This window comes from Enterococcus sp. DIV0774, from assembly GCF_050539095.1.
Taxonomy (GTDB): Bacteria; Bacillota; Bacilli; order Lactobacillales; family Enterococcaceae; genus Enterococcus; species Enterococcus faecalis.
This window is the reverse complement of the sequence record NZ_CP172923.1, coordinates 276,791-302,509: the sequence shown is the minus strand read 5'-3', so window position 1 is coordinate 302,509 and position 25,719 is coordinate 276,791. Positions and strand designations below refer to the sequence as shown.

21 protein-coding genes and 2 other annotated features are annotated in these 25,719 nt (G+C 38.1%); of the genes, 4 read left to right on the top strand and 17 right to left on the bottom strand.

Annotated features, from left to right (window positions below; translation table 11 throughout):
• Positions 1–105 precede the first annotated feature (105 nt).
• Entirely contained in the window at positions 106–939 is an 834-nt protein-coding gene (locus tag IGL86_RS01565; protein ID WP_010713584.1) for a Cof-type HAD-IIB family hydrolase, read from the top strand.
• 42 nt (positions 940–981) lie between these two features.
• On the opposite strand, the gene IGL86_RS01560 is transcribed toward IGL86_RS01565, so the two are convergent.
• From IGL86_RS01560 to IGL86_RS01535, 6 genes are all read right to left on the bottom strand, one after another.
• Positions 982–1,617 (bottom strand): nitroreductase family protein, encoded by a 636-nt coding sequence (locus tag IGL86_RS01560; protein WP_010713585.1) that lies wholly within the window; start codon positions 1,615–1,617, stop codon positions 982–984.
• Between the two features lie 4 nt (positions 1,618–1,621).
• Positions 1,622–2,056 carry a MarR family winged helix-turn-helix transcriptional regulator gene (locus IGL86_RS01555; RefSeq protein ID WP_002370202.1) on the bottom strand — a complete coding sequence of 145 codons (435 nt, stop codon included), beginning with the start codon at positions 2,054–2,056 and terminating at the stop codon, positions 1,622–1,624.
• Between the two features lie 151 nt (positions 2,057–2,207).
• Entirely contained in the window at positions 2,208–3,653 is a 1,446-nt protein-coding gene (nhaC, locus tag IGL86_RS01550) for a Na+/H+ antiporter NhaC (RefSeq protein WP_002383673.1), read from the bottom strand.
• Positions 3,654–3,742: 89 nt separating this feature from the next.
• Positions 3,743–3,918 (bottom strand) — a binding site (T-box leader).
• A 136-nt stretch (positions 3,919–4,054) separates the two neighbouring features.
• Positions 4,055–4,696 carry a pyroglutamyl-peptidase I gene (gene pcp / locus IGL86_RS01545; protein ID WP_002355269.1) on the bottom strand — a complete coding sequence of 214 codons (642 nt, stop codon included), beginning with the start codon at positions 4,694–4,696 and terminating at the stop codon, positions 4,055–4,057.
• 15 nt (positions 4,697–4,711) lie between these two features.
• The gene (locus IGL86_RS01540; RefSeq protein WP_002355267.1) at positions 4,712–5,656 is read right to left on the bottom strand and encodes a DUF979 domain-containing protein; all 945 of its coding nucleotides are present in this window, start codon (positions 5,654–5,656) and stop codon (positions 4,712–4,714) included.
• Entirely contained in the window at positions 5,653–6,339 is a 687-nt protein-coding gene (locus IGL86_RS01535) for a DUF969 domain-containing protein (protein WP_002355265.1), read from the bottom strand. Before IGL86_RS01535 ends, IGL86_RS01540 begins: the two co-directional genes overlap by 4 nt.
• A gap of 192 nt (positions 6,340–6,531) precedes the next feature.
• Between IGL86_RS01535 and IGL86_RS01530 the strand changes: the two genes are divergently transcribed.
• Entirely contained in the window at positions 6,532–7,047 is a 516-nt protein-coding gene (locus IGL86_RS01530) for an HdeD family acid-resistance protein (RefSeq protein ID WP_002381189.1), read from the top strand.
• Between the two features lie 15 nt (positions 7,048–7,062).
• Positions 7,063–8,247 (top strand): AI-2E family transporter, encoded by a 1,185-nt coding sequence (locus IGL86_RS01525; RefSeq protein WP_033625308.1) that lies wholly within the window; start codon positions 7,063–7,065, stop codon positions 8,245–8,247.
• 51 nt (positions 8,248–8,298) lie between these two features.
• Here IGL86_RS01525 and IGL86_RS01520 read toward each other — a convergent pair whose 3' ends face one another.
• A complete protein-coding gene (locus IGL86_RS01520; RefSeq protein WP_002366087.1) occupies positions 8,299–9,426 on the bottom strand; it encodes a 5-methyltetrahydropteroyltriglutamate--homocysteine S-methyltransferase in 1,128 nt (375 codons plus the stop codon).
• A gap of 60 nt (positions 9,427–9,486) precedes the next feature.
• Positions 9,487–9,716: a binding site (T-box leader), on the bottom strand.
• A 117-nt stretch (positions 9,717–9,833) separates the two neighbouring features.
• Positions 9,834–11,201, bottom strand: coding sequence for a PcsB-like coiled-coil domain-containing protein (locus IGL86_RS01515; RefSeq protein ID WP_033625310.1), 1,368 nt, complete (start codon positions 11,199–11,201; stop codon positions 9,834–9,836).
• A 185-nt stretch (positions 11,202–11,386) separates the two neighbouring features.
• Between IGL86_RS01515 and IGL86_RS01510 the strand changes: the two genes are divergently transcribed.
• Positions 11,387–11,566, top strand: coding sequence for a hypothetical protein (locus tag IGL86_RS01510; RefSeq protein ID WP_002367870.1), 180 nt, complete (start codon positions 11,387–11,389; stop codon positions 11,564–11,566).
• A gap of 91 nt (positions 11,567–11,657) precedes the next feature.
• Here IGL86_RS01510 and IGL86_RS01505 read toward each other — a convergent pair whose 3' ends face one another.
• The 9 genes from IGL86_RS01505 to fdrA all read right to left on the bottom strand — a co-directional run bounded on the left by IGL86_RS01505 (position 11,658) and on the right by fdrA (position 25,619).
• Complete coding sequence (locus IGL86_RS01505) at positions 11,658–13,952, bottom strand: WxL domain-containing protein (protein ID WP_033625312.1); 2,295 nt, start codon at positions 13,950–13,952, stop codon at positions 11,658–11,660.
• Between the two features lie 447 nt (positions 13,953–14,399).
• Positions 14,400–15,623, bottom strand: coding sequence for an amidohydrolase family protein (locus tag IGL86_RS01500; protein ID WP_002389547.1), 1,224 nt, complete (start codon positions 15,621–15,623; stop codon positions 14,400–14,402).
• A gap of 23 nt (positions 15,624–15,646) precedes the next feature.
• The gene (locus IGL86_RS01495) at positions 15,647–17,068 is read right to left on the bottom strand and encodes a hypothetical protein (RefSeq protein ID WP_002383665.1); all 1,422 of its coding nucleotides are present in this window, start codon (positions 17,066–17,068) and stop codon (positions 15,647–15,649) included.
• Complete coding sequence (allD, locus tag IGL86_RS01490) at positions 17,068–18,129, bottom strand: ureidoglycolate dehydrogenase (protein WP_002413499.1); 1,062 nt, start codon at positions 18,127–18,129, stop codon at positions 17,068–17,070. The genes IGL86_RS01495 and allD overlap by 1 nt, the downstream gene beginning before the upstream one ends.
• An 89-nt stretch (positions 18,130–18,218) precedes the next feature.
• A complete protein-coding gene (locus tag IGL86_RS01485; RefSeq protein WP_002355253.1) occupies positions 18,219–19,439 on the bottom strand; it encodes a dicarboxylate/amino acid:cation symporter in 1,221 nt (406 codons plus the stop codon).
• 6 nt (positions 19,440–19,445) lie between these two features.
• The gene (arcC, locus tag IGL86_RS01480; RefSeq protein WP_002355252.1) at positions 19,446–20,384 is read right to left on the bottom strand and encodes a carbamate kinase; all 939 of its coding nucleotides are present in this window, start codon (positions 20,382–20,384) and stop codon (positions 19,446–19,448) included.
• Positions 20,385–20,518: 134 nt separating this feature from the next.
• Positions 20,519–21,772: an MFS transporter gene (locus IGL86_RS01475; protein ID WP_002355251.1), complete on the bottom strand. Its 1,254-nt coding sequence runs from the start codon at positions 21,770–21,772 to the stop codon at positions 20,519–20,521.
• Positions 21,773–21,781: 9 nt separating this feature from the next.
• Positions 21,782–22,615, bottom strand: coding sequence for a DUF2877 domain-containing protein (locus IGL86_RS01470; protein ID WP_002355250.1), 834 nt, complete (start codon positions 22,613–22,615; stop codon positions 21,782–21,784).
• Entirely contained in the window at positions 22,608–25,619 is a 3,012-nt protein-coding gene (fdrA, locus tag IGL86_RS01465) for a DUF1116 domain-containing protein (RefSeq protein ID WP_002355249.1), read from the bottom strand. The genes IGL86_RS01470 and fdrA overlap by 8 nt, the downstream gene beginning before the upstream one ends.
• Positions 25,620–25,719 lie beyond the last annotated feature (100 nt).

Genomic DNA, 25,719 nt, shown 5'->3' with positions numbered 1-25,719 from the left:
TTTTGTAAAATAATTCTTTTATACACCTCACAAGAGAATCCGTTTACATTAATAGAAAAAACTTTTATACTAAAAGAAAGAAACTCTTCGGATTGGAGGCCAATTATGGCAATCAAAGCAATTGTAATGGATATTGATGGTACCTTGTTAACTTCAGAAAAAAAGATTTCACCAAAAACGCGACAAGCACTAGCAGCTGCACAAAAACAAGGCCTCTCACTGATTTTGGCTTCTGGCCGCCCGACTAACGGTATGCGGACCTTAGCAGATGAATTGGAGATGGCTCATTATAATGGACACTTACTTTCCTATAACGGCGCTTGTGTCACCCATCATGGCAGTCAGCAACAACTATTTAATCAGACAATTTCAAAGTCATTGAGTCAACAAATTTTAGAGCATTTGAAACAATTTGACGTAATTCCAATGATTAATGATGAAACATTTATGTATGTCAATGATGTTTTTCATAACACCTTACATTTAGAGACTGGTGATTTTAATATTATTGAATATGAATCACGGGGTGGCAACTTTCAATTATGTGAGTGGCATGATTTAGCCGCCAGACTAAACTTTCCCTTGAACAAAATTTTAATTGCTGGTGAACCCGCCTATTTACAAAAATATCATGAGGCCATCTACGCGCCTTTCAAAGAAACCGTCACCGCTGCTTTTTCCGCTCCTTTCTATTTTGAATTTACCGCAAAAAATATTGATAAAGCGCGTTCTTTAGAAAAACTAACCCTACAGTTAGGTATAGCTGCTGAAGAAGTAATTGCTTTTGGTGATGGTCACAACGATTATACAATGTTGGAATGGGCCGGCACGGGGATTGCTATGGAAAACGCCGTTGACGAGCTTAAAAGCATCGCAACGGAAGTCACTTTATCCAACGACAATGACGGCATCGCTGTTGCATTAGCCAACTTTCTTTAAGATCGTTGGTTGATGCAAGCGTACGCCGTCATTTTTTATTGCCTATTCAAATGTCGTGATTTTTTCTGGTGCTAAACGAACAGATTCATAGCCAGTTTCCATGCCCTTACCCACAGATAAAATCATTACTGGGACATAGCGCTCTTGATCTAAACCAAATGTTTCGGCTAATTTTTCCGCTTCAAAACCACCGATTGGATTTGTTTCATATCCGTGAGCTCGTGCCACTAACATAAATTGCATAGCTGCTAAACTCGCATCAATTTTTACGATGTCATTCATTTGTTCTCTGCTTAAACTTTCATAATGGGGAATAATGGCTGCTAATTGTTGGTCCCGCACTTCCTTAGGCATTTTACCACTAGCATAGGCTTGATTGTAAATTTCCTCTCCTCGCTCATGGCAGTTTAGATCACCAAAAATTAAGAGCATTGCAGAAGATGTTTCATTTTGACGCGTATTAAAGCGAATTAAGGGTTTTAATTTTTCTTTGCCTACTTCACTTTCTACTACGACAAAACGCCATGGCTGCATGTTAACAGAAGAAGGGGCGGTGGTCGCTTCTTGAATCATTGTTAACATTTCTTCATGAGAAATTTTATGGGTTTCATCGTACACCCGAACCGATTTGCGGCCAAAAACAATCTCTGAAAAATCATTCGTTGTATATGTTGTCATTCTATCATACCTCTTTCGTTGTAATGCTTTGATCTAGTTTTGTCAAAAGTTCTTTTAATTGGCGACAGTCGTCCTTTGTAAATGTACTGGGAATAATTTCTGTTACCATTTGTTGCTTGGCTGTACATTGCTGTAGTTCTTGTTGTGCTTTTTCTGTTAAATGCACTAGCACTTCCCGATTATTTTCTGGATTTCGCTGTCGTGTCACATACTGTTTCTCTTCTAAAATTTTCAAATGGCGAGTGACCGCACCACTATCGATTTTTAAGTGTTCTTGAATCTCCGTTTGAAGACACGGCTGACGTTCTTTTAAAATCATCAGCAACTCATAACGAGTCAAACTCAAGCCAACTTGCTCTTCAAAAACTTTGGTAATTTTTTGATCTAATACCTTTAACTGACATAATAATTGGCTGACTTCCCGTAATGATAACGACATAGTTTCCTCCTTAAAAAGATGACTCGTCAACAATTGACTAGTCAACTATAACTGTTTCTTTCTAAAAATGCAACCTTTTTTACAAGAAAAATAGAACAATTGACAGGGAGAAACTACAGTATTCCCCATCAACTGTTCTATTTTAATCAATCTATTTTTCGGTAACAGGTTCTGCTGATAACCGCTTAATTCCTAAACCAGTAAATGCACTGACCATTGAGAAGACAGGCGATAATAAGCTAAAGAAAACAAATGGTAAGTAAGTCAACGTTGGTACGCCAAAGGTCCCCGCTACGAAGCTACCTGCAATCCCCCAAGGAATGAGGTAGTTAATAACCGTCCCACCATCCTCCAAGGTTCTGCCTAAAACAGTCGGATCCAAACCTTCTTTTTTGTAAACTTCTTTAAAGGCATTCCCTGGTAAAATAACCGATAGGAATTGTTCACCAATAAAAATATTTACGCCAATTCCTGTTAATAACGTTGATAAAATCAATTTCGGTGTACTGCTCATTTTCTGCGAAACAACTTCCATGACCGCAGAAATCAATCCTAATTCCATTAATAAGCCACCTAGAGACAACGTTAGAATAATAAGTGCCACAGTCGGCATCATACTCATAATCCCGCCACGACTTAATAATTGATCAATTTGTGCGTTCCCCGTTTGAGAAACAAACCCATTTTCCAACGTGTTTCCTAATGCCTGCAACGATACTTTCGGATTTTGAATAATAATCATAATTACTGCCACAATAATGTTCAACAAAATCGTGATAATCGCTGGAATTTTGCGCCAGGCACAGATTAACATTAAGGCTAATGGTAACAATGACCAAATGGAAATGGTAAAGTGGTCTTCCAATACTTGAATAACTTGAACTACTTCTGTCAGACTAGTATTCGCGTACGTTTGTCCTAAAATCATAAACAAGATTAAAGAGACGATAAATGCTGGTACAGTCGACCACATCAAGTTTTTTATATGTTTAAATAAATCCGCTTCAACAATCGCTGCGGCTAAGTTTGTTGATTCTGATAAAGGTGACATTTTATCACCAAAAACTGAACCAGAAACAATCGCCCCCACAACTAAAGCAGGATTTAACCCTAAGGTACTGCCAATACCGAAAAAGGCAATTCCAATTGTTGACATCACTGTAAAAGCACTACCTACTGCACTGCCGACAATCGCACAGACAATAAAAACTGACGGCACAAACCATTTAACACTAATCATTTTAAAACCAAAAACCATAATCGTTGGAATAATTCCTGCTTGAATCCAAACGGCAATCAATGCCCCCACTAAAATGAAAATAAAAATTGGAATAATTCCTGGCTTCAAGCCATCAACAATCCCTTTATGCATTTGATCAAATGGTACTTTACGAAACATTGCGTAGCCTAAAATCAATGCAATCACAAACAAAATAGTAATATTTGGCGATATCTTTAAGCCAATTACTCCTGTTGCAATAGCTGCCACAATAATTAATAACACGATACTTGCTTCTCGAACACTCACGGTCTTCTTTTTCTGTTTTTCTTTCATTTCGTTACTCTCCTCTAATCTTTTTTCTGAATACTCTGACATTAAAGGATCTTATGATAACGAATAACCCCTCCACAACTCATTGAAAACGCCTCCTAAAGCTACATAAAAAGAGAGATTCATCCTTAAAGAATAAGGACGAATCTCTCCGCGGTACCACCTTAATTAGAAGCTTACTTGCTTCTCGCTTATGTATTATGTAATTGTCACTACTTATTAGTGTAATTCACAAATAGACTTGATCGATTCGCAGCAACCATCGACTTTCTGAACAAAACATCTATTTCCTACTGGGCTAATAATTTATGAATCTCAATATACCAAGAAGAAACCGACTTGTCAACGAAAATAGCATAAAAAATTTTTTCACACGCCAACAAAAATTACTTTTTCTTTTTGTAAAAATAGAAAAGCGCCTCCGTTCTCACGAAAGCGCCAGTTAATTAGTGGGTTGTGCCACCTTGTAGTTGAATATCTTCTTGCGTTTTTACCGCTGCTTCAATCATATAGAACAAAGAATCTGTGATTGCTTCTAATGACATAGAAGCAAACGTTGGTTTATCAATTGTTTGTTCTGGTAGGAACGGAACATGAATAAATCCGCCACGAATAGTTGGATATTTAGTGTTAATTAAGTGTAGTAAGTGATACATAATATCATTACATACAAAGGTTCCTGCTGTATAAGAAATCGCTGCAGGTAATTGATGGTCATGACAATTTTTTACCATCGCTTTAATCGGTAAATTTGTAAAATAGGCTGTTGCTCCATCTTCAACCAATGGCACATCGCTTGGTTGTTGTCCTGCATTATCCGGGATACGCGCTTCCGCTAAATTAATCGCCACTTTTTCAACAGTAACTGTTTGGCGGCCGCCTGCTTGTCCAACACAAATCACCATATCTGGTTGATGGGTTTCAATTGCTTCAGCAACTTTTTCACCACTAGTGCCAAAAACAGTTGGCACCTCAACTTTAATAATTTCAGCTCCTGCAATTTCAGCAGGTAATTTTTTGACTGCTTCAAAGGCAGGATTGATTGCTTCTCCTCCAAATGGATCAAAGCCAGTAACGACAACTTTCATTTCGATCATCCTTTCTTATTTGAATAGAATCATATAAACAATTTGGAAAATTAACATGAAGAGTGCAATCGGCAATTGATTTTTAATGACGCCGTACTTATCTTTCATTTCCAACATGGCTACAGGTACGATATTAAAGTTCGCAGCCATCGGTGTTAACAGTGTACCACAAAAACCACATGTTAAGGCAACCATCCCAACTAATGCGGGATCTGCACCTAAAGAAAAGACAAACGGCACACCAATTCCGACTGTCATCACGGTTATTGCTGCAAAGGCATTGCCCATGATAGCCGTAAAAATAACCATTCCCACAGCATAAATAATAATCCCTACATTGACATTTCCTGCTGGTACTACGGCACTAACTCCTTTTGAAATAATCTCACCAACACCAGCGCTAGTAAAAACAGCACCTAAACAAGCTAATAGCATTGGCAACGTACTAAGAGGACCGACTGTTTCTAACATTTCCGCCGCATCATCAAAAAATACTTTCGGCGTATTATTTTTAGAAAAGAACATCATGATGAAAATCGCTACAAAGACACCAACACCGACACCGACTAAAGCTCCTAAAGTAGTCAATGTGGCAAAAAGAATTGCAAAAACCCCGATACTTAGTGCGGGAATAAAAATCTTCATTCCTAATTTTTGAGACATTTTTTCCATGTATTCTTTCGAAGGTAAGCGACTTTCTCCTTTTGTCACTTTTTGAAGAATTGCCGGAATTGTCATCACAAAAATAAGTACGCCACAGGCAACTGGTGGAATAAACCGACCAAAACCGATTAAGATCCCTAAAATCCCCCAGAATAAACTAGTCCCATACGCATGTTGATTGGTTTTATCACGAAAACTACGAAAACTTGTATATAACAAGATAATACCCATAAAAATATAAAGGACTTCCAATAACTTTGCACTCAAATCAATACTTGGATCTGTGAAAAAACTCATTTCAGTCCCTCCTGTCCATAATATTTTTTACGTAATCTTTTTTCTTTTAAAGTAAAGTAAATACTTGCCGAAATTAAGGCAACTAAGGCGACTGGTACTTCCACTAAAGCCAATTTACCTAATGTCACTTCATAGCCTAAATCTTTCAATGTTGATTGAACAAGCAATGCCCCAGCCCCACCAACAAACAGAACTTGACCAAAGAACCAACAGATATTTTCCATGGCTGAAGCCATCCCTTTTAGTTCTTCTTCATACTCTGGCACCATTGGTAAATTTTTTGATTCAATTGTTCCTAACGCCATTGGCAAAATAATCGGACGCACAAAACCTGCTACCCCACCGAAACTTACGTTAAAAGCGGCGAAGATAATCCGAAAGACACCATAAATGTCAATAATCACACCAGCAGATACCTTTTTGAATCGTTTAATCAACGTAGCCGCTGACTCTTTCAAGCCATTTCTCTCTAACGTTCCTGTTGCTAACATAATAATAATAAAGATAGCCATTCCTCGATTATTCACAAAGGTTGTTCCTAGTGTTTCTAGCATTGATGTCAAACCAAGCCCGCCAGTAAAAGCCGTCACTATTAAAGCAACCATCACAATCAAGATAGCATCAAATTTCAATGCGAAGCCGACAATGACGATCAATACGCCTAATAAAGGTAATAAATCCATCAAATCTCTCCTTCTTAAAATAAAATTTCACTTTCCATTATATGCCAATTTTCGCTCATTTGTAAGACTTTTTTAATTTTTAATGTTATTTTTTCTAAAGACACAGTTTCCAACACTTTTTAGAGCTACCACTCGCACTTTTTTCTTTTTTCCGCTAGAATAAAAGAAACAATAACATTGAGGAGGATTTTTATGTTCCAAACTTTTAGAGAAAATTTTCGGCGCCATACCCTATTGCGCGACGCCGTCTTTATCGTTATCGGAAGTGCCATTGTCTTTAATCCCGGTGCTTTCTTCCAGTTCGTCGGTTATTTAATTGCTGGTTATTTGATGCTTTTAGGGTTAATCAATATTTATGATGACTACAAAATAAAAAAACAAACGGGCAGCTGGGGGCTTGGTTTCGTAACAGGTTTAATCTTTGTCGTCTTAGCAGTAGCCTTTTTATTTTTTGCACCAGTGATTGTTTCGATTCTGCCGTTTTTATTAGGGATTAGCATTGTTATAAACGGCCTCGTTCAATTGACTTTTGCTTTAAATACTCGTCAAACAGGCGCGCTTATCTACAGTATTCTGGTTTTAATCGCTGGAGCTGTTTTAGTTTTCAACCCCTTCAAAAGTCTCTTAGTTTTGATGCAAGTCTTTGGATTTATCCTGATTTTCATGGGTGTCATTGAAATTATTGGTCATTTTAGAAATAAAGCTTAACGAAAGGAGCAACTTATGGATAAAGAAAGTACCAAGTGGATCCGCTTTTTAGGTGGGAAAAATTTACTTTACACATTAACTATCCTTTGTCTAATTGCTGTAACTATCTTTTTATTCAACACTGTTTCATTTATCTTTAAACCAATTTTTGTTATTTTTAGTGCCGTCTTAGGCCCGGTACTTTTTGGTATTATTCTATTTTATTTGCTTAATCCAATGGTGAAACGCCTTGAGAAAAAAATTCCCCGTGTTTGGGCGATTGCGATTCTCTATGTCTTAATTATTGCATTACTAGTGTTAGCTGGACTGCAACTTTTCCCAATTATCCAAGACCAAACGGAAGAATTAATCAAACAATTCCCAAGTTTTTGGAAAAGCACGCTCCAAACAGTACAAGAATTTATGGCTAAAACACCTTTTGCAAAAGATTTAGAATCTGCTAATGAGTCGATTAATCAGCTCTGGGGCAAACTTGCAAACTCCTTTAAAGACTTTGCAGGGGATTACCTACAAACAGGCGCACAAGGTCTGGGAAGCGTCTTTTCTGCAGTCTCTTCTACTTTCCTAACCTTGTTTACAGGACCTATCATCGCCTTTTTCCTTTTAAAAGACAAAGAAAAGTTTTATCGCTTTGTAAAAGGAATCATTCCCCCAGCTTTTCGTCCTGATTTTGATGAATATAGCCAAATTACCAACATTCAAATTGGCGATTATCTAAAAGGTCAAGTCATTGCTTCGTTGGTTTTAGGGATTATGTATTGGCCAGCTTTTCTATTAATTGGTTTACAATTTGGTAGCATTTTAGCTTTAGCTGCGGGTATTTTATGTATTATTCCTTATATCGGGCCATTTATTGCCTTTATTCCTGGATTGATTATTGCCTTTCAGGATTCCACATTTATGGTAGTAAAATTCGTTATCGTCTGGTTTGCCATCCAATTGATTCATGGTGATTTTGTTATTCCTCGTGTGATGGGCGATAAATTAAAAGTCCATCCGATTACTATTTTACTTGTCTTGTTAGTTATGGGCGAACTGTTTGGTTTAATGGGCGTTATCTTCGGGATTCCAATGTATTGCCTAGTTAAAGTGACAGTCATTTATTTATTCCGCAAATTCAAACAACGCTATAACCGCTTTTATGGTGACAACGGCGAGTATGAACACACGAATTTTACTAAAGATCAATATTTAAAATAATACAATGAAAAAACTGGGACATAAGCCGTTTAGACTTATGTCCCAGTTTTTTTACCATACTTCTCTAGCAATTTCTTGAAGTAATTGAACTTTGCGCCATTGTTCTTTCTCCGTCAAACGATTTCCTTCTTCCGTTGAAGCAAAACCGCATTGCGGACTAATACTTAAGTTTTCTAAAGGAACAAACTGTTGGGCTTCTTCAATTCGTGCTTTCACTTGTTCAGTCTCTTCTAATTCAGGAAACTTAGAAGTAACTAAACCTAAAACGACTTTGCTGCCATTATTTTGCCAATGTCTTAATGGTGAAAAGTCCCCTGCACGATCTGAGTCATATTCCAAGAAGAAACCATCATAATTCGTAGCAAATAATTCTTTTGCTATCGGTTCATAACCACCTGAAAATAACCAAGACGAAGCATGGTTCCCACGGCAAATGTGTGTGGTTACAGTTAAATCTTCTGGCTTGCCAGCTAAGGCTTCATTAATAATCGTGGTACACACTTGTGCAATTTCTTCTGGCTGTATTCCTTTTGCTCGTAATTCTTCTTGTTTTGTCTGATCCGCTAGAAACGCCCAATTTGTATCATCAAATTGCAAATAACGGCAACCTCTCTCGTAAAAGGCCGCAATTGCATCTTTATATGTTTGTGCTAAATCCTTATAAAAAGCACCAATCTCTGGATAAATTGTTTGAATGCGCGAGGTTCCGTCGTTGGATAAAATTTCTTGACGTAAAATCATGGTCGGACTAGGGATCGTTGCTTTGGCTACCGTGCCATCACCAACTTCCACCACCTCTTTTAAAAATGAAAAGTCCTCTAAAAATGGATGTTGCGCAGGAAAAGATATTTTATCCACTACGCGGATATTATAGGCCGGAGCTGCTTTTCCATGAAAGGTTTGGTTATACCCCGTTTCTGGGATATAGCCTGTCACACCATTTAATCCTTCTAAGAAATCAATATGCCAAAAACCGCGACGAAATTCACCATCTGTGATTCCCCGTAAGCCGCCAGCTTTTTGTTTTGCTACTAATGCTTTGATTTCTTCATCTTCAATAAGACGTAGCTCTGCTTGAGATAAAGCACCTGCTTGGACCTTTTTCCGTGCTTTCTTAATTGTTTCTGGACGTAAAAAACTTCCCACATGATCAACTGTAAAAGGAATCTGACTACTCATTTGCCTCACTCTTTCCTATTTTTATTTATAAAAAAACGCCCTTTTACTAGCCGTAACTAGTAAAAGGGCGATTATTATCGCGGTACCACCTTTTTTCGGAAAGATGACTCTTTCCCTTCAACTGACAATCATAATCAGCGGTCTTGTTAACGAAAGACATTACGTTTTTGCCTACGTTTCGACAAAAATTCCTCCTAGGCCATTTTTCGATACAGACATCTAACTTTTTTCACCAACCAAAGTCTCTCTACCAGCTGTCTTGTACTTACTTTCCTATTCAACGGAAATTATTAGATTATAATTAGAATACCACGTTTAGCAAATTTGTCAACGGAGACGGATGAAATAGTAATGAAAAAAGCAGCTTCTTTTCAGAAGCTGCTTACGTCTATTTTTATCATTGCTGATTAGGCTGAATGTCCTACGATTGTGCTACCTGAGTAACCAAAACCGACACGTGTAATACCTGGGTTAATTTCCCAATCACGGTGACCGCTACCTGAAGCTGTTACCATGTTTGTTTCATTGTACCACGCCATGATTACTGAGTTACCTGGCGCCCACATAATTGCGATAACTTCATCTCCACGAGACCAGTGATCATTTGGAATACCACCTGCTTCAACTTGTGCTGCACGAGCAGTTGCAGAAGCTGCTAAGCCTGCATCCCATACTACTGGACGTAAACCTAATGATTGACGTAGAACGTTCAATGCATTGATTGTTGGATCAGCAGAAGGCGCTGGTGTTGGGTGCTCTGGTTCTGGTGTTGGTGGTGTAACTGTTCCACCACCAGTTTGGCCACCATTATTTCCATTATCACTTGGTGTTGTAGGGTGTACTGGTTGTTCTGATGAAGAAGAGCCAGTATTTTCTGTTGCACTATTATCTGTACTTGGTGTAGTTGTTTCAGTTGTTTGTTGCGTGCTTGATTCAGTTGCTGAGCTTGAGCTTGCTGGTGCTTGCGCTTCTGTTGTTGAAGAAGAGGCAACTGGTGCTTCTGCTTTTACTTCAGCTTTAGCTTGAACTGGTTTTGCAGCAGCTTGTTTAGCTTTTTCAGCTGCAGCTTTTTGTTCAGCAGCTAAGCGTGCTTGCTCTGCTTCAGCAGCTGCTTTTTGTTTTTCTAAGCCAGCTTTAGAACTTTCAGCTGATGATTGTTCTAATGCTAATGAAGCTTTCATTACGTTTAATTCAGATTGTTTAGAAAGTAAATCTTGACGTTTTGTTTCTAATTCAGCTTCTGTTGCTTCAAGTTGTTTCATTTTTTTCTCGTTTTCAGCTTTTTTATCAACAACGGCTTGTTTATCTTCTTTTTGTTGTTGCATTAAGTCGTTGTTGGCACTTACGATTGTTGAAACAGCTTGAACACGGCTGATTGCATCTGCAACTGAGTCCGCATCTAAAACTGCATCTAGCATTGTTGTGCTTTGTCCATTAACTTGAACATCACGTGCTTGATTTTTGATTGCTTCGTTACGTTTTTCAATACGTTGATTCAAGTTTGTAATTTCTTGTTGTAATTGTTCTGATTTTGCTTTTAGTGTTTGCTTTTGTTCACGTAAAGCCATGCTTTCATCAAATACTGAAGATACTTCTGCTTCTAAAGAAGATACTTGTGAAGCTAAATCCCCTTGTTTTGCTTTTAATGATGAAATTTCTTGATTTTTTTCTTCAATTTTTTTATCAACATTGTCCGCCAAAGCGATGCTTGGGGTAGCAATTGCTGATAGCGTTAATGAACATAGTAATACTGATGCAAATAGACGTTTCTTCACTTGTCATTCCTCCGAATTAATTTCTAAAGTTTATTTAAAATATCTTAATCTTTTCTTACGACAAAAACATTCTACCACACCCATATTTCAATTAAGCAATAGAAATGTTACAAAAACATTTCAGATCACTCGTTCTTTCTCCGTAATAGGTAAACTTACCTTTTGTAAGGCTTTTACACCTTGTCATGACTGGTTTTCACGTGTTTTCAATTGTTAAACAATTCTTCGATTTTTTTTCATATTTTTTCTTTTTTTATTCAAATTTTGCTTCTTTTTTGTCGATATATGCTTTTTTTCGTAAAATTAATCATTTTTCCTTCTTTTTAGCAAACGTTTTTGTTACAAAATTCGTTATATTTTGGTAATGAACCAAGAAAAAGGCCGCTTCGTTGAGCCGCCTTTTATTATTTCTATGCAATGTTTTTGATCAAACTATTCAATTTATTTTTTATGGACTTATGGGCCTGTCACTAAATTCCAAGTCACCATTGCTTGATAAGTTTGATCTTTTCTACCTTGATTTGCTGGAATTTCTAATTTGATTTGATCAAAAGAAAAATCAAATTGATAAACATCACTTTCGTCAAACTGACCATTGGCAACAATATGGCTAGCTACACCGTTGGCAACTAATTGAATAGCGGTTGTTTTGCCAAGAGCAACTTTAGTTTCCGTTGGTTGATTGTACTGAATAAAACCTGAAACATTGGTTGTTCCTAACAATAACTTTGTCATTGATGATAGTTGATCCACTCTTCCTTCAAAGGGGGATAGTTCTGCAGTTAGTGCCCAATTGGGTTGTGATTTTTTCAAACGTAAATATGGATTTTCCTGACCATTTTCATAATAATCTGCTGCCTGCTTTAAACCATGTTGCTGCGTGTTGCTAGAAATGGCGACTTTACCAAAATCAAAAGTTGGTGTGCTGATAAAACCTTCCTCATCTGGTGCCACAATTTCTTGATTTTTAGGTTGGATTCTGACAGTATCAGCTGCGTGAACAGCAGAAAAATTTCCATTCATTTCAACAGCCGCTTGTAACACTTGATCTGGTTCACCTGTAGCAATTGTTGTCATCATAATAGTTGCTGTCTGACCAATAGGCACTTCCGTATTTAAAGCAATGCCCACTCGCCAATTTTCATCAGTAATAGGAACAATTTTGTTTGGTTCAGATCCAACACGAATCGTGACTTGGATTGGCCGAGCTAGACCTGGTGACCAACCAATTGCTGGCTTTAAGTTTATTTTTTTTAACGGTACTTCTCCCACATTTGTAAGCATAATCTGCCAAATTTGTATATAACCACTTGGCATGACTTTGACTAGTCCTTCTATTTGCATTTCAGCTTTTGCAGTTATTTCCTTATACACTGCTGTAATAGCGTTCATTTCATTAAAAACAGGGGAGTTTATTGGTCGTTTTGTTTTTTCTAAGTTCTCTTGTTTTGTTTTATTTTGATACCAACCTTGATATAAATAAGTTTTACCGTTAACGCTGTATTGTTGTGGCAGTTTTTTTCCAGCTAAATAGCGAAAGCCATCCGTAGTTATTGGTCGTTGGTGATCCTGAATAAAATCAGATGGTGGTGCAATTTCAACACCATTGACATCCTCAAATGTATAATTTTTTTGAGGTACCTCCTTATAGACAACAGTTAAATCATCATTGTCGTCATAGGTAATATCATAACTGGGCGTTACGCTTTTTTCTAAATTTTCAGGTCTCGTTTTCCCTTTATACCATCCTTGAAATTGATATGTTTTTGAGTCGATTTCATAGCTACTTGGCAAAAGGCCGTTCTGTTTAAAGGTGTAAGGGTCACGTTCAATAAGCGTTTGCTTTCCTTGTCTAAACCCCGGTGGCGGAGGGATTGGTTTCCCTTGAGTATCCACAAAATGTTCTGTCACTTTGCGATTGGTAACATGATAATAAACCGGCCCTGAAAATTTAAAGTAATTCAATAGCCCAGATTGATTCGATGAATCAACCTTCACTTGGTTGTACACAGGAACGATTAGTTTTTGACTCTCGCTAATGTTAAATGTTACTCCTGTTTTCCAACTATATTGTTGCGCAGACAATTTTTCCAATTCAAATTGCGAAATTGTTGTTGGATATTGGTTTCCTGATGCGTCGGAAATAGTTGGCAGCGGAAAATTGGGATCAATTTCCCCTTTCTTATTGTATAAGCTTAAAGAAGTATAATATCTTGGTAAAAAAAATGTTTGATTACTCGCTGCAAGCACCGTTGACATGTCGGAATAGACGGCTACTTTCTCACTTGGAATTACCACTTCTTTTAAATTAGCCACTGTAGATGCTGTCGCTGGTTGACTTTCACCTTCCCACACATTTATGCCATTTGGAGAATTGCCTTGCCAGCTATGATACTGTAGAAGGATCTCATTGGCGTTTACTGGCTGCCCCTCTTCATTAATAAATCCATAACGATAAGTTAGGTTAGGCGTCTCAATTCTTTCTCTAATCGTTTGACTTGTAACATTAGCCTCATTATTGATTAACTCACTTTTTGGCAATGCTAGTGGTTCTTCATCATGTAGTTTATCCTTTGTCTGTGGTTGTTCACTTTCGGCTTTTTCTGCTGTTAATGAATGATTGGTTCCTTCTCTTACTTGTTTTGTACTTGGTAATGTTTCTGCAAAAACAGTTGTCTGTATTAGTATGGGGAATACTAATATATGGCAGATGCCCGTTACTATCAATTCTTTCCATTTACTTCGCTTCATATTGTCCCTTCTTTCTAAAGAACAATCCAACAATTCTTAGTTAACTAAACATTAAGACACTAAACTTAGCAGAATGATCACTTACCATTTTCAGCAACAGTCTTGTCTTGTGGTATCGGTTTCATTTTTCTTTATACTTTGGATCATTCACTTGTTTCAGCGCTATTCGTCCAATACTTCTTTTTACTAACCAGTTATAACTAGTTTAGCAAAAAAGAATAATTTCTGAAATTCCGAATTTTAAACAGACAGGAGCATTTCCTGAAGATTCTATATATATCAAGGAAAATCGACCAAAAATAAACTAAAAATAAACTTTTCAATAGAGAATCATAGCTAAAACAGGATAAATTAATCATATTTTCACCTTCCTAGCTTTACCTTTATCAAAAAAAGCTCAAAATGTTAGTTTTGACAACTAACATTTTGAGCTTTTTGTTTTTTTTCTTAACGAATGATTTCGACTTTTTTGTCTGTCTTGACTGTAACACGGCCGTTTTTAATAACATATAACCGTTCTGGAATATCAATAATCGCATGTTCAACCACTTTTGTGTCTAATAAGACTAAATCTGCTTTATTCCCAACTGCGACACCGTATCCTTCTAGTCCCATCGCACGAGCAGGACTTGTTGTTACCATTGGTAGCACTGTTTTTAAGTCATCCGCTCCACCTAGGTGTCCAACAGGAATGGCTAACATCGCTGTTTGAACAATATCCCCTGTGCCATATGGTGTAAAAGCATTGCGAATATTATTTGTAGCAATACAGACATTCACGCCACCATCGCGTAATTTACGGATTGGCGTAACCGCACGTCGAACATTGTACTGATCACCACGAGCCCCTAAATGTAAATCCGTTGCTGGTAAAGCCATCACGCTAATATTCGCTTCCGCCATTTTTGCAATAATAGGCGCCAATTCTGCTTCAGGTAAGGCATGCAATGCCGTTAAGTGGCCCACTGAAACACGGCCTTGGTAGCCTTCAGCGATGGTTTTTTCACATAAATATTCAATACTCATATCATCAGCTTCATCGGCAAAATCTTGGTGTAAATCTACATCTTTATCATATTTTTTAGCAATTTCAAACACTAAATCAATATGTTCTTTCGCTGGTGCATCATTATAAGGAATACCGCCGACAACGTCTGCGCCCATATCCATTGCTTCATACATCATTTGTTCTGTTCCAGGGGCTTTAAAAATTCCTTCTTGCGGAAATGCAACTACTTGCATGTCAATTAACTCTTTGTATTCTTCTTTCAAACGCATAATTGTTTTGAAGCCAGTAAAACCTTGCGCTGGGTCAAATTCTGCATGCGTTCTTAACGCCGTGGTCCCATGAACGATTAACATTTCTAAAGCACGTTTGGCACGGTCGTAAATGTCTTCTTCGGTAAATGTTGGTTTTAATTCTGCGGTTACTTCAATTGCTTCTTTCAACGTACCTGATTTATTTGGTTTACGATCAGCGATTAATGCCTTGTCCAAATGTAAATGGCTTTCTACAAAACCTGGGATTAAAACACGACCATCTGCTTCGATGACTTCTTTGGCATCGCCAGTAATAACTGGGGCGATTTCAATGATTTTTCCTTCTTTAATAGCTACATCTTGTAATGCTTCACCGTCTTGAAGACGAACTTGTTTAATTAATAAATCCATGTTTTCCACTCCTAAATTGTTTTTTATCCAAAGATTAAACCGATAACTAATAATAGTACAGAGGCAATACTTAACCATTTCACGTTTCCTTTAACAACATCCAAAATTGGAATTTGGAAGCCTGAAGATAAAGCTTGCATAGTAATATTAACGAAACTCATTTGACTACCTAAACCAACACCCATTGCTACAAAACCTAATGCTAACGGCGGGAAGTTCAACGATACAGCAACTGGTAGCACTAAAGTTAAAACAGAACCCACGTAGGCCCCAGCTGGAATCCCAATTAAAATCCCTGTTAAAATGGCAACTGGCACGACAATAAAGGCTGGTGCATTTTCAGCAACACCTGCGATGACAGCAAACGTTCCTGTTTGTGCAATAACATTAATAAAGGCTAAGAAAATCCCTACTTGGAATAAACGAGTCAAAATATATGTAGACCCATCTACCATCGCTTCGACAGATTTGTTCATTGAGAAATCTGTACATAAGAAAATTAAAACTAATGTTAAAATCATGTATACAAGTGGCGTAAAGAAGGCAAAACCAATTAAATCATTCACAATTGGTCCGAAAATTACAGCAAACAATAAGAAAATGGCTGGCAAGGTAATTTTAAATAATTCACCATTGCTCTTTTTATCAAATTCATCATCTGCCGACTCTTTAAAGCCAACATTTCTATGTTTCGTTCCCCAAAAGGCTAGAACAATCGCTAATGCTACGAAGAATAACCAGTAAGGTCGCATGGTTGAAACATATGAACCGACACTGATATCGCCTAATTTTGAAACAATACTTGATTCTAATGAAGCGGGTGATGTTGTAAATGATACCGCAGCAGCTAAAGACATTGCTGCAATTAATTCAGGAACAACGCCAACTGCGGCAAAGGCCAATGGCGCAATAACCATCGCACTTCCGCCACCAATTCCTGACATATATGTGGCTGCGGCTAATAAGATAACAATAAAAGCTGAAACATACTCGACTTTTCCTTTTGTGCCTCGTTTGGCTAAAGTTAATGCAGCTGAATAACTACCTGCTTTAAAGACCGCCATCGCAACAGCTGAATTAATGATGGGAACGGTAATTCCTAACATCATTGGGATAGCTTCCAACATCTGTTTATTCGCTTCTTCTAGTCCAATGCCACCAATCAGCATCGCTAAGACGCCACCAATTAAACCAGCGATAATCATATCGACTTTCATAAACAATAGAACCAAAACAACAATCAATGGAATAATCACAACTAATGCCATGATTCCTGTCGGGGCAACTACATCCCCAATCTCATCAGCAAAGGCCGCAACTGGCACAAAAATACTAACTAAGAATGCAAAAATAAGTGCTACTTTTGACGATTTTTTCATTTTACTTTCCTCCAATAGAAAGAAGGCGAGAGCAACGCAGCAGCGAATACTCTCTGCGCTCCTCATTATTTGGCAAAGGCACCTTGCCCGCCATATTTATCGTAATGTACAATCTCACTAACTAAATAATCATAAATACTTTGTGGAATTTCAATGCCTTCTGACATGGCTTTTTGATAGTTTAGCTGACCAATTTCTCCTGGATAGTAAACTTGTTGAAACCCTTCTGCTGTAGGCACACTATGAAGTTCTTCCACCATTTGATTAATATTTTCTTTAAATCGTTCAGAATCTGTAAAGCGGCTTGGATCAATGACTAAAAACATCTGACCCAGATTCCGTTTCTCCGTTAAATCCGCATACATGGAGCTGACATGTTTGCCAAAAGGTAAGCCTAACAACGAACCAGCTAAGACATCGACCATCATCATTAGTCCATATCCTTTTGGTCCTGAAATCGGCAATAAACCTCGTACTTCATAAGGATCAGTCGTTGGCTGGCCTTTTTCGTCTACTGCCCATGTGTCGGGAATTTCAACATCTCTTGAACGTGCATCTAAAATTTTCCCCCAAGCCTGTACTGTCGTAGCCATATCAAACACGACTGGTTCATGACCTGCTCTAGGTGCTGCAAAAGCGATTGGATTTGTTCCAAAATAATTGCTTGTACCACCAAACGGTACCACCATTGGATCAGATTGACACATCGAAAGAGCAACCATGCCTTGTTCCGCTGCTTTTTTAACATAATACGATAACGTCCCGCTATGACTCGTTTGAGAAACGCCAACATATGCTAACCCTGATTCTTTGGCTAGGTCAACTGCAGCAGCTAATGCTTCGTTACAAACAAATTGACCCACGCCATTATCGCCATGAAAAATGGCAGTGGACGGTCCAGTTTTTTCAAATGATAATTCGGGATCAATCGTGATCCCGCCTTTTGCAATCCGTTCCGCATAATAATCCATACGAACCGCACCATGTGAATGAATACCGCTAGCATCTGCAAAAGTTAAATGTCGAGCAACTTCTTCGGCATGTTCAGAATGTAAACCAGCAGCTTCTAATTTTTGTTTCATCAGCTTTTCTAATTTCTCCGGTGTAACGACAACCATTTCTTCCATTGCGCTTGCTCCTTTATCATTAATCTTAAAAAAGGGAAAGAAAACAAGTGATTTTCTTCTTCGTCCTTGCATTTCCTCCCCTTTTTTCACTACTTATTGCTACTGTTAAAGACAGTATAGTCAATTTCATCCACTGATTTTGCAACTAGAATAGCAGAGTAAACATCTGAATTGACATTTAAAATTGTTCGTAACATGCCAACAAACCATTCGACGCCTGCAAAAATTGCAATACTCTCAATGGGTAAACCCATTTGCGGAACAATCACTGCCAGTGAGACTAAGCCCGCACCGGGAACAACTGCGTTTGCTAGTGAGACAAACGTTGCTGTAATTGCTAAGTAAATCATTTTCGTAATATCAAAATCTAGCTGATACATCTGAGCGATAGTCATTACAGTAAAAGCCATATGCATCGCTGAACCGTTACTGTTTAATGACATACCTAACGGCAACACTAAGTTAGTAATTCGCTTACTTAAACCTAATTTTGTTTCTGTTTCTTCCAAAGCTACTGGTAAAGTAATTGCTGAAGAAGTTGTCGCCAAGGCCATCACAGACATATTTTTCATGTTTGTAATTAAACGTAGTGGACTTACTTTACAGTACAATGTGATAACCAAAATCCAGATGCCCAAAAATAAAATAGTGCCTAATCCATAGACCAATAGATACTTCACTAACGGTAAAATAATTTGAAGGCCTAAGTGACTAATTGTTGAAGCAATTAAAGCAAAAATCCCCAGAGGTGCTAGATACATGACGTATCGAATGACTGTAATGATAACTTCATTAAAGTCCACAATTATTTGGAAGAGTTGTGTCTCTGGATGGCTTTGTAAGTATTTATTCAGTGCTAAACCAAAAAATAATGCAAAGACAATAATTTGAATAATCGATCCTTGAGTCAGTGAATCAAAAATATTTTTCGGAACGAAATTTAAAATCGTATCAGTAATTGAGATTTCTTGCGCTTTAATAGAAGCATCTTGGAAGCCAGTCATTTTAACACCATATCCTGGATTAAAAATGACTGCCATTAGGACGCCCCATAAAGCGGCAGCTAAGGAGGAAATCCCGAAAACAGCGATTGTTCTACCCCCAAGGCTCGTTAATTCTTTTGGATTAATACTGCCAACTGCTTGGACAATTTGCCCTAAGATCAAGATAGGAATAGCCATTTGCATCAGTCGCAAAAAGACATCTCCAACTATTTTCAAGTAATTGCCGCTAGCAGGAATCAAGAGTCCTACGAGGATTCCTACGACAACAGCAATTGCAATTTGGGTGATCATGGACGGTTTTTTCATGGTAAACTACCCCTTTTGACTGATCACAGTTCCTGCTTCTTTATCGATGTTTTCTAAGTTTTCGATAGAAGTAATGATTGCTTTCCGTTTGTCATCACCTTTTACGAAGTCTAAGGCAGCTTCGATTTTTGGTAGCATACTACCAGCAGCAAAGTGACCTTCTTTAATGTATTCTTCTGCTTCGGCTACACTGATTTGTTCTAATGCTTTTTGATCTGGTTGATTGTAATTAATGTAGATGTTATCAACGCCTGTCAAAATAATCAAACGGTCTGCATCAACGTTTTCAGCTAAAACACGTGCAGAGAAATCTTTGTCGTTAACCGCTTCCACACCTACGTATTGTCCGTCTTCTGCTACGACAGGAATGCCCCCGCCACCAGAACAGATAGTTAAAACATCCGCCTCTACTAAAGCACGAACCGCCTCTTTTTCAACAATTTCTTTAGGCATTGGTGATGGAACAACTTTTCGGTAGCCACGGCCAGCATCTTCCACATACGTAGAGCCATCTTTGGCTGCTTCCGCGTCAGCTTCTTCTTTTGTATAGAATGGACCAATTGGTTTGGATGGTTTTTTAAACGAAGGATCTTCTTTGTCCACACGCACTTGTGTAACTACAGAGATAACTGGTTTAGCAATGTTACGTTTTTCAAACTCATTAGTTAAAGCATTTTGTAACCAGTAACCGATGCTTCCTTGTGTCATCGCAACACAAGTATCCAATTTCAACGCTGGATTTTTTTCACTTTCGCCTGCTTTTTGTTGTAAAAGCAAATTCCCTACTTGTGGTCCGTTTCCGTGACAGACAATGACTTGTTCCCCTTTAGCAACAAATTCTGCAATATATTTGGCCGCGTGATTAACGACGGCTTTTTGGCCTTCATCTGTTGGATCCGTATCTAAAATAGCATTCCCACCTAGGGCAATTACGTTTAAACTCATTGATTGATTCGCTCCTTTTTAGTAAAGCAAAGACAAAATCTTTTCAGTATCGACGGATAAGAAATAATTTGTTTACGAAATGAAAGATTTTGTCTTGCTCATTTTGATTGTTTCAGTCATTATCGAAGGGATAATTAACCTAATTTCGGTTTACTTTCATCTTTAGCTAAGAAAGCAAAAGCTAGTAAACCAATAACTAATAGTACACAAGAAAGATAGAAGCCAACTTGCATTGAGCCTGCTGTATCTGCTAAATATCCTGTGACATACGGTGCTAGGATTGACCCTGACATCCCAATAAAATTATAGGCACTTAACGTTGTTCCTAAGGCCGCTTTTGGTGCATGTTTGGTAACAAAAGTCACCATAATTGGATCTAACGCTAATTTCCCTGTTAACCCATAAAGAATTAAAACAGAAATTAACAATGTCCGATTTGTTACAAAAGCAATCGCAAAGACAGATAGGATTGCTAAAGGTACTAATGTAAAGACTAATTTTTTCGTCGCACCTGTTTTATCATTCAAACGAGCGAAGATTAAGGCGCCTGGAATAGAGGCCCATGGTACAAGTGATGAAATGAAACCAACGCTCGCTCCTGTAAAGCCACGTTCAGCAATTAAAAATTGTGGCAACCAAGTAATAATGACAAAGTTTGCATAAATACTTGTGAAACATAAAATAAATGCGGCTAATAAATTACGATTTGAGAAAATTTCTTTTAATGAGATCTTTTCTTGCGGTCCTTCTTCAGCAGCTGCTCGTGCAGCTTCTTCACCAGGACGAATCACTTTTTCTTTCAAAATTGTATAGAAAAGAATTCCTACGATAAACGTTGGAATCGCCATGATAAAGAATGGTTTGCTCCAATGTTCACCATTTTCTAAAACCAACTTACTTGAAAGTAGGTACCCACCTGATGTACCGAAGGCCATCCCACTATTGATGATGGCATTACCGATGGTCCGTTTACTTGCTGGAATCGCTTCTGTCGATAGCGCATATTGCGGGCCATAGTAAGCTCCTTGACCAATACCAGCAATTGCACGAATGACTAAAAACATAACAAAGGTTGTCGCTAATCCACTAAAATAAGTAGAAATAGCAAGAACGATAAACCCAACAGCAATGACTAATTTCCGCCCAATTTTATCGCCAATCATCCCAAAAGGAATCTGTGCAACAGCATAGGTTAGAAAGAAGATACTATTGGCTAAACCAAGTTGTGTGTTACTTAGACCAAATTGTTCTCCAATGACCCCCATCACTGGATTAAAAATAGTTCGTGTTGCGTACATTAAAATCCAGCCTACGAAGAAAATGGCTACGACTTTAATCCAGTAACTATTGCTCACTTGCACTGCTTGATTTTTTTTACTATTCTCCATGTCTTCTCCTCACTTCTCATCTAACTCTACAGATTGTAAAGCTAGTAACATTCCAAATGACATATCTTTACCAGAGGAATGTCCGATTTGTATAATTCTGTCAATATTTTCGTCAACTCTATTATCCCGATGGTTCTCCAAATCCAAGAGTAACTGATACAACAATGAATTTACATATCCTTTAGCCGAGCTTGCAATATAGCCTTTACTAACATCTGTTGTGGATAAATTTGCTGCCGAAAGAGTAGCGGCTAACGCCGCAGCTCTTTCATCAGCAAGTATGAACAGAATTGTTTGATACGCCACTAAAATGTCATCACCACTCGGGGTTAACCCTTTGCCCCGACCAATCAGATAATTCGTTACTTCTTGCCATTCCGATAGTGTCCAAACTTTTTGTTTTTGGCTCATTTTTTTGAAAATATGCTTTGCTCGTTCGTCTAAAGGCAGGCCAATTCTACGTTCTAAGTTTCTCGCTAATAAGCGGTCTCGCAACAAGCGTAATTGGTCTTTTTCTAACTTGAAATGAGTAATGTTTAAAGAAACGACCTCGGCAGGTGTGAGTTGGATCGTTTTCACGCCGACTGTACTGTAAAAGGTCAACTGATTTTCTGTGATTTTGACTTTATTACCTTGTTGTACATACGGAAAGATTTCTTGAAACAATTGATCTGGCAAAAACATACCAAAGCTTGATAAATAATTATGGAAGTTTGCAACATTGATTAATTGATCCTGGACTTTCAGATTAAATGAACGTTCAAAAACACTGTGAATGGTTCCCATCTTGCCATATTGGTGGATAGGAAAAATGTAGTCACTAATGACTAGTTGGTTATTCAACCGTAATGCCTAGTTTCTCAGCATACGCTTCTAGGGCTTTTTCAAAACAGCCTAGAGGTGCTCTAACTGTCCCTGCACCAATTTGACCAACACCGGCATTTTTATGTGCAATCCCTGTATTGATGATTGGTGTAATTCCTAATTCCACCACTTTACGGATATCAATTCCTAAACAAGTTCCTTGGAAATCCCAAGTTGGAATTGAGAATGTTGGGTTGTGTCCTTCACAGATTTTTGCCATTTCATTTGAGGTTGCTAACGCATCTTCAAAGCCACCTGCACCAACAAACCGTGTTACGCCAGGTGCAGCTACCATAGCCATTGCTCCAACGCCTACTGTTTCAGTAATTGCACTATCCCCGACATCAGGATTTCCGTCTTCTTCGCTGAAACCAGTGAAGTAAAGACCTTTTGGTGTATTTACTGGTGCGGTATGCCATTGATCGCCTGTTTCTGCAATCCGAACCCCAAAGTTCACGCCGTTACGAGTCATCGTTGTGACAATCGTTCCGTTGGTATCTTTACGGGCACCATCAACAATTGCTTTTCCAGTTGCCATCATGACATTTAAGAAGAATTGATCTGTGTCAGCTAAGAATTTGATTACTTCGTATTTTTGATCTTCTGGAATATCTGTTTTGATAATTAATGGAGACAATTCTTTTAAGAAGTTCAAAGATGCGGCAATATTTCTTTGGTGGAACTCGTCACCCATTGTAATAGAGCGCGCAATCAATACGTTTAAGTTCAAGCCTTCTTCAGAAAGTTTCAAAGCTTTCGCAATAGTTGGTCCTAAAACATCTTTAATCCAATCTAAACGATCAACTACTTCTTGTGAATAAGCACCAAAACGCAATACTTTACCGATACCTTCATTCAAGATACAGTATGCTTCGTTACCTTCTAAGCGATTTTCTACAACAAAGACTGGCATATTACCAGAAGTAATACCGCCCATTGGTCCTACTGCTTTTACATGGTGACAAGGAATGAAACGTACTTCGCCAGCTTCAAAAATCTTCAAAGCATCTTCTTCATTGTCTGCCCAACGTTCGAATAATGCAGCACCGATACAAGCACCTTTCATTGGTCCAGTCATTTCAGACCATTGGATTGGTGGTCCAGCATGAAGTAATGTTTTTTGTGCGTCATCATTTAATTCTGGAATCACTGATTTCGCAGGTACCACATCTACTAAGAATGGTTGTGCATTTTTAATTTTGTCTGTTACTTTGTGATTTTCAGCTTCGATTTGTTCACTGTAATCTTCCAAGGCATCCAAAATTTTAATCATTTTTTTATTGCCGTTGGCACGCGGACGCCAGTTGAATTGAACAGTTTCGCCACCGTAATCAACGATTGATTCTGTAAAGCTTTGCAACCCAACGTTAATGATTCTTGGTTTGGTTGTTAATAGTTCCATTACTTTTTCGCCTGGTTTTGGTACATCGACAGTTGGTCCGTTGTAAGCAACCACTTCTTTATCGTCTTCTGAAATTTCGATTCCTTTTAGTAATAAGGCTAATTGAACAGCTTTAGCATTGCTTTCTGCAACTAAAACGCCGCCTTCTTTCAAACGATCAACCGACGATTGGTAATTTTGAGGATCTTTCGTCGTCCCACAAACAGTTGCAACAAAGTAAAGATCACGTCCGGCTTCTTTGGCTGTGGCACGCGCTTCTTCAATTGCTGGTAATAATGCACCAACCATGTCTTCATGAGCACCGTAGCCTAACACCACATCGAATAAGATAATCCCAGTTTTTTCATCTTGTGCATATTCACGAATTTTTTCGATACGAACATCTGGGTCAATCATTGGGTGTGGACGACCTTGTGTATACATATCATCGCCTAAGTCAATGACTTCATAACCATGAGATTTCAAGACATAACCTTCTGCTTTCACTAAACCGCCAAGGTCTAAAGCTTCAGAAATTAACATACCTGCTTCAGAAGCTAATGTACCACCTGAATATAAGCCTTTTACAACTTTATCTTCTGGCAATGTTGGTACAGCTGGTTTTGCTAATGCTTCAAAGTAATTTTTCTTCACGGCCACATCATTTGCTAAATCAACAGCAATTTTAGCTGTTTCTTCTAATGTATGAGCTAGATAAACTTTGCCTTCGTGACTTGTTGGTTTTTCTCCTAAGAAAATCGCAACGACTGGTTTTGAAATGCTTTGTAATAATTCAACCACTTCATCACGAACTTCTTTTGCAGGTGGTTTAGAAATAACTGTAATCACATCGGTTGGTTCGTGATTTTCTAAGGCCACAATAGCATCTTTCACTGTGATAGCGCCTACTTTATCGCTTAGGTCACGACCACCAGTACCAATGGCGTGAACAACTCCGCCACCTAAGCGGTCAATAATCGTTGTAACTTCTTGAATCCCTGTCCCTGAAGCACCAACAACGCCAATGTTTCCTGGAGAAACAACATTTGTAAAGGCGATTGGAATACTTGAGATAATACCAGTTCCACAGTCAGGGCCCATCATTAGTAAGCCTTTTTCATGCGCTAATTTTTTCAAACGTACTTCATCTTCAATTGACACATTATCCGTGAAAGAGAACACGTGTAAATCATTTTTTAAGGCACGTTCCATTTCTGGCGCACCATATTCACCAGGAATACTGAATAGCGCTACATTCGCCTCTGGTAAAAGATCAAACGCTTCTGACCAAGAAGTCGCTGCTTGTGCTTCTTCACTAGTTCCCTTTGCTGATAAATCATCTAAGAATTCATCAATCGCTGGCATAACTTCTTCCATGATGTTTTCTTTTTCACTGTCAACCACAATCATCATGTCGTTTGCAGATGCACTATTGGCCTCATCCGTTAACAAGTTTGTGTTGTTAAGGATGTCTTTGTTGGCATCTGTTCCCATCATGATTTGACTCATGGTTACACCATCTAATGCATTGATTTTATTGGTCAATAACATTAAGTTGATGGAGTCTTGGTAATTGTTTTTCAAAATTACTGTGTGTAACATTGTTCATCCTCCTATCTATTCCTTACAATGCTATTGTATCGAAACGAGAAAGTGTTTTCATCGGACATAATTCTAAAAAAATGGTATAATTTTTATCCAT

Excerpts from the sequence above, each read along its gene's own strand:
- arcC (WP_002355252.1), bottom strand. The coding sequence starts at position 20,384 with ATGAGTTTAAACGTAATTGCCCTAGGTGGGAATGCTATTTTAGATACG.
- IGL86_RS01535 (WP_002355265.1), bottom strand. The coding sequence starts at position 6,339 with ATGGATTTATTACCTTTATTAGGCGTATTGATCGTCATTGTCGGCTTC.
- IGL86_RS01555 (WP_002370202.1), bottom strand. The coding sequence starts at position 2,056 with ATGTCGTTATCATTACGGGAAGTCAGCCAATTATTATGTCAGTTAAAG.
- IGL86_RS01500 (WP_002389547.1), bottom strand. The coding sequence starts at position 15,623 with ATGGATTTATTAATTAAACAAGTTCGTCTTCAAGACGGTGAAGCATTA.
- IGL86_RS01525 (WP_033625308.1), top strand. The coding sequence starts at position 7,063 with ATGGATAAAGAAAGTACCAAGTGGATCCGCTTTTTAGGTGGGAAAAAT.
- IGL86_RS01560 (WP_010713585.1), bottom strand. The coding sequence starts at position 1,617 with ATGACAACATATACAACGAATGATTTTTCAGAGATTGTTTTTGGCCGC.
- IGL86_RS01510 (WP_002367870.1), top strand. The coding sequence starts at position 11,387 with ATGACTGGTTTTCACGTGTTTTCAATTGTTAAACAATTCTTCGATTTT.
- IGL86_RS01475 (WP_002355251.1), bottom strand. The coding sequence starts at position 21,772 with ATGGAGAATAGTAAAAAAAATCAAGCAGTGCAAGTGAGCAATAGTTAC.
- IGL86_RS01565 (WP_010713584.1), top strand. The coding sequence starts at position 106 with ATGGCAATCAAAGCAATTGTAATGGATATTGATGGTACCTTGTTAACT.
- IGL86_RS01495 (WP_002383665.1), bottom strand. The coding sequence starts at position 17,068 with ATGAGGAGCGCAGAGAGTATTCGCTGCTGCGTTGCTCTCGCCTTCTTT.
- fdrA (WP_002355249.1), bottom strand. The coding sequence starts at position 25,619 with ATGTTACACACAGTAATTTTGAAAAACAATTACCAAGACTCCATCAAC.
- allD (WP_002413499.1), bottom strand. The coding sequence starts at position 18,129 with ATGGAAGAAATGGTTGTCGTTACACCGGAGAAATTAGAAAAGCTGATG.
- pcp (WP_002355269.1), bottom strand. The coding sequence starts at position 4,696 with ATGAAAGTTGTCGTTACTGGCTTTGATCCATTTGGAGGAGAAGCAATC.
- IGL86_RS01485 (WP_002355253.1), bottom strand. The coding sequence starts at position 19,439 with ATGAAAAAACCGTCCATGATCACCCAAATTGCAATTGCTGTTGTCGTA.
- IGL86_RS01530 (WP_002381189.1), top strand. The coding sequence starts at position 6,532 with ATGTTCCAAACTTTTAGAGAAAATTTTCGGCGCCATACCCTATTGCGC.
- IGL86_RS01505 (WP_033625312.1), bottom strand. The coding sequence starts at position 13,952 with ATGAAGCGAAGTAAATGGAAAGAATTGATAGTAACGGGCATCTGCCAT.
- IGL86_RS01540 (WP_002355267.1), bottom strand. The coding sequence starts at position 5,656 with ATGAGTTTTTTCACAGATCCAAGTATTGATTTGAGTGCAAAGTTATTG.
- IGL86_RS01520 (WP_002366087.1), bottom strand. The coding sequence starts at position 9,426 with ATGAGTAGTCAGATTCCTTTTACAGTTGATCATGTGGGAAGTTTTTTA.
- nhaC (WP_002383673.1), bottom strand. The coding sequence starts at position 3,653 with ATGTCAGAGTATTCAGAAAAAAGATTAGAGGAGAGTAACGAAATGAAA.